The sequence below is a fragment of the Protofrankia symbiont of Coriaria ruscifolia genome (assembly GCF_900634745.1).
Classification (GTDB): domain Bacteria; phylum Actinomycetota; class Actinomycetes; order Frankiales; family Frankiaceae; genus Protofrankia; species Protofrankia californiensis.
The window spans coordinates 1-4,082 of record NZ_CAAAFR010000141.1; the positions used below are offsets into that span (position 1 = coordinate 1).

The 4,082-nt window shown below is 69.8% G+C and carries 2 protein-coding genes and 1 pseudogene; 2 read left to right on the forward strand and 1 reads right to left on the reverse strand.

Annotation, left to right across the window (positions count from 1 at the left end; all coding sequences use genetic code 11):
• On the forward strand, window positions 1-703 hold a 703-nt coding region (locus CV1CTNOD_RS15680), incomplete at its 5' end, for an MMPL family transporter (protein ID WP_165485544.1).
• 371 nt (window positions 704-1,074) lie between these two features.
• Window positions 1,075-3,066, forward strand: a complete 1,992-nt coding sequence (locus tag CV1CTNOD_RS15685; RefSeq protein WP_131786821.1) for a SpoIIE family protein phosphatase — start codon at window positions 1,075-1,077, stop codon at window positions 3,064-3,066.
• Window positions 3,067-3,397: 331 nt separating this feature from the next.
• Here CV1CTNOD_RS15685 and CV1CTNOD_RS15690 read toward each other — a convergent pair.
• A pseudogene (locus CV1CTNOD_RS15690) lies at window positions 3,398-4,082 on the reverse strand (hypothetical protein); the annotation flags it as partial.

The following is a 4,082-nucleotide window of genomic DNA, read 5'->3' on the forward strand; positions in this document are numbered from 1 at the left end:
CTACTCCCCCGCCGGCGCCCGCCTCGCCCACGCCATCCGCGCCACTCCCGTCCCCCACCACCGCCGGGTCCTCGTCACCGGCCAAGCCGCCCAACTCATCGACATCACCGCCTCCATCGGCCACCGCCTCCCTCTCGCCCTCACCCTCATCGCCGTCATCACCTTCGCCGTCCTGTTCCTGCTCACAGGCAGCATCGTCCTGCCGGTCAAGGCCCTCGCGTTCAATCTGCTCAGCCTCAGTGCCGTCTTCGGCACCATGGTTTGGATCTTCCAAGACGGCCACCTCGCCGGACCCCTCGGCATTACCCCCGGCCCCCTGCCCGTCGCCATCCCCGTCCTGCTGTTCTGCATCACCTATGGCCTGTCCATGGACTACGCCGTGTTCGTCCTCGCCCGCATCCGCGAACGTCACGACACCGGCGCCACCTTGCACCGCGCCGTCGTCGACGGCCTGTCCCGCAGCGGACGGATCATCAGCGCTGCCGCGCTCATCCTGGCGGTGTCCTTCTTCGCCACCCTGGTCTCCGGGGTGTCGTTCATCAAACTGTTCGGTCTGGGCACCGGCCTGGCCATCCTGCTCGACGCCCTGATCGTGCGCCCCATCCTGGTCCCGGCGTTCATGCGCCTGGCCGGGCAGTGGAACTGGTGGGCACCCCGCCCGCTACGCGCCATCCACAACCGCATCGGCATCCGCGAAGAATGACCCATCAATGATCCACAACCTGGAGAACCTCCGAAGGGCGGAACCTCCGCAGGGCAGTGAGCACACCCACACGGCCGTGATCGCCAACGGCAACAACCCGGCACGATAATGGACTGTCCTGTCCTATCGGGGAACGAGGCCTGATGCCTCGTGGTTGACTTGTCGAACCGTGTCGACGCCTACCTGAGACCCCGCAGACCAGCCACGATCTGCCAGGTGCGCTGCCTGAGCCGTCGCGGCCGGTCACAACGGTGCGCGCCCGGGTTGACAGCGCCGGCCGGCGGGGAACGCCGACGGCCAGTGGGGAGCGTGACGTGGGATCGGGCGGTGCTGACAAGCCCCAGGTTCACCGAAACGCGAACGATCTGCCGATGCCGTCCGCGTCCGATGACGGCGTACCGGAACACCTGCTGCTCGCGCTGGGCACCGCGGGCGTAGGCGTCTGGGAGTGGGACGTCGCCGGCGACCGGCTACGGTGGGACCAGCGCACCGCCGACCTGCACGGCGTCGACCTGGAGTCCTTCGCCGGGACGATGGAGGCTTTCCTCTCCTGCGTGCACCCCAGTGACGTACCGGTTCTGCGCGCCCGCATGGACACGGTCCTGGCGACCGGCGGATCCTTCCTCGAGGAGTTCCGGGTCGTACGCCCTGACGGTTCGCGCGCCTGGCTCCAGGCCCGCGGCGGGATAGTCATCGACGACACCGGCCGGGTCGTGCGCGTGACGGGGATCTGTACCGACACCACCGGGCTACGAGCAGGCTGCGAGCAGGCCGGACGCGCCCTGCAACAGGTCAGTGACGGCGTGGTGGTGTTCGACAACGACGGCCGGTTCGTGTTCCTCAACACGGTCATGAGCCGGCTGCTCGGCTGTGACACGTGCGAGCTGGTGGGCGAACGGCTGTGGGACCTGGAACCGGCGATGATCGGGTCGGTGTTCGAAAAGCTGTACCTGCAGGCGCTGCACACCCAGCTGCCGGTGGAGTCCGAAGCCGACTACGCCTCCTTCGGGGGACGTTTCGAGGTCCGGCTGTTCCCCTCACCGGACGGGATAACCGCGTATTTCCGCAACGTCGACGAACGTCGGCGGGCGGAGGCACACCGCGCGGCGCTGATCACGTCGTTGTCGACAGCGCTCAGCCGCGCCCGCCAGTTGTTCGACGTGACCGCCGCGCTCGGCCAGGCCCTGACCGTCCCGGACGTCGCGAACGTGATCGTGCGATCGGCATGGGACGACCTCGGCGCGGACTGCGCTGTGATCATGCTGGTCGGCGAGGAGGGACGGGTGCGCATGGTCGGCCCGACCATCCAGTCCCGACGAGTCAACCGGCTCCTGGAAATGATCTCCGTGCACGGAACCGCGGCAACCCCGGACGTCCTGCGCACAGCCCGCGCCCGGTTCGATTCCCGCGCGGAGTACCTGACCGACTATCCGCGCACCCAGCCCCTGCTCGAAGCGGCCGCCATCGCGGGTGTAGCCCATATCCCACTGATTGTCTCCGGGCAGCCGATCGGGGTGATCGCGCTGCTGTGGGGAACCGAACGGACCTTCGACGCCGACGAGCGGGCCTTTCTGACAACGCTTGCCGGGCACTGCGCGCATGCGCTGGAACGAGTGCGCCTGTACGAGAAGCAACTGTCAGTTACCGAAGCCCTCCAACGGGCAATCCTTCCGCAGCGCCTGCCGGAGCTGGCCGGAGTGGAACTGGTCGCCCGATACCTGCCCGCCGGCCGGGACGTCGACGTCGGCGGTGACTGGTATGACGCGCTGGTGCTCCCGAACGGCGAACTCACGCTGATCGTGGGGGACGTCGGTGGCCACGGGCTGCGCGCGGCCACGGTCATGGCCGAGCTGCGGCACGCGGCACGCGCCTACGCGCTGCTCAGCCATCCCCCCGCCATGATCACCAGCCAGTTGTCGTCCAACCTCGCCGCCAGCGACTCGGCGGTCTACGCCACCGCGGTGGTCGCCTGCCTTGACGTGGCCGACCAGACGCTGACCTGGTCGTGCGCGGGTCATCCGCCGCCTCTGATCCTCGACGGCGACTGTCCGGCCTTCCTGGAGGAAGTCCACGGCCCGATCCTCGGCGCCGTGGACAACCTTGCCTACCGGCAGGACACTGTCACCTTGCCGGCCCGGACCCGCCTGCTGCTCTACAGCGACGGCCTGGTGGAGCGCCGGGACGCCTCCATCTCCGACCGGCTCGCCGTCCTGTCGGCCGTCGCCGCGCAGTCCCACGCACTCAGCCTGGATGCGCTGTGTGACCGGTTGCTGGCTGGAGTCGCCGGCTCCAACGGCCGGGAGGACGATCTGTGCCTGCTCGCCGCCGATATCGGCAGCCACACCCGGGCGCCGACCAGCTGACGATCCACCGCCCGGGACGATCTCCCGACAGGCGGTCCGGGAAAGAACATGGGGTGTCCGGGAGGTCAGGCACATACCGTCCTGACGCCATAGGCCGAGAGCTGGTGATCGGCGGTGATCAACGGGATGTCCAGCGCCTGCGCCTGAACGACCAGCAGCCGGTCCCACCCGTCTCGGGCGACGATCCCGGCCCGGCTGAAACCGCGGGCTCAGCTGCCCGGGTGACCGGACAGCCGGACGGGCACGGGTGACCGCCGCCGGGTTCCCCGTATCCCGGCGGCGGTTCACGTGCTCCCGGCGGCGGTTCATATGCACCTCACGACATCCGGCCTCAGCCGCCATGGGCATGCCACCACCAGGCGGCGGCAACCAGCAGGAGGTAGACGGCGACCACCGCGACACCCGGGCCGGGCGTCCGGGAGACCGTCTCCTCGGGCTGCCCCTGCGCACCCGCGCTCGAACCCGCACCCACATCCGCACCTGCCGCAGCTGCGCGTTCGCGTTCAGGTCCACGTACACGTACACGTACACGTAACGCCATGATGGCGGCGCCGGTCCATTCGGCCTGCTCCCGCTGTCCGGGCGACTCGCCCGTCGGCTCGAACGGCCCGACCGCCACGACCGTGGCAGGCACCCAGGCCAGCACGAGCCGGTCACCGACGAGTCGGGCGCCGTGCAGGTGCCCCCACGGCACGCGGTGGGCCACCAGCGGACCCTGGACGGTGAGGCAACCGCGGTCCAGCACGACGGATCGTCCCGTGGCGACCAGGCCGTTGACCAGCAGGATGCCCCCGAGCCACACCGCGGGCAGGACGTCCAACCCGAGCAGTACGGCGAGCGGGGCGCCGAGCAACCCCGCGCCCAGGGCGACCGCGCCGGCCGCCCTGTATCTGCCCGGTCCGCGGATGACGGCGGGCAGATCCTCAGGTGCACTCACCTCGCCTCCTGCCGGCACCGGACGGCCCGGCAGGCCGTGCCCGGTGTCCGTCCGGTCCCCGCGATCGTCCCCGCTGTTC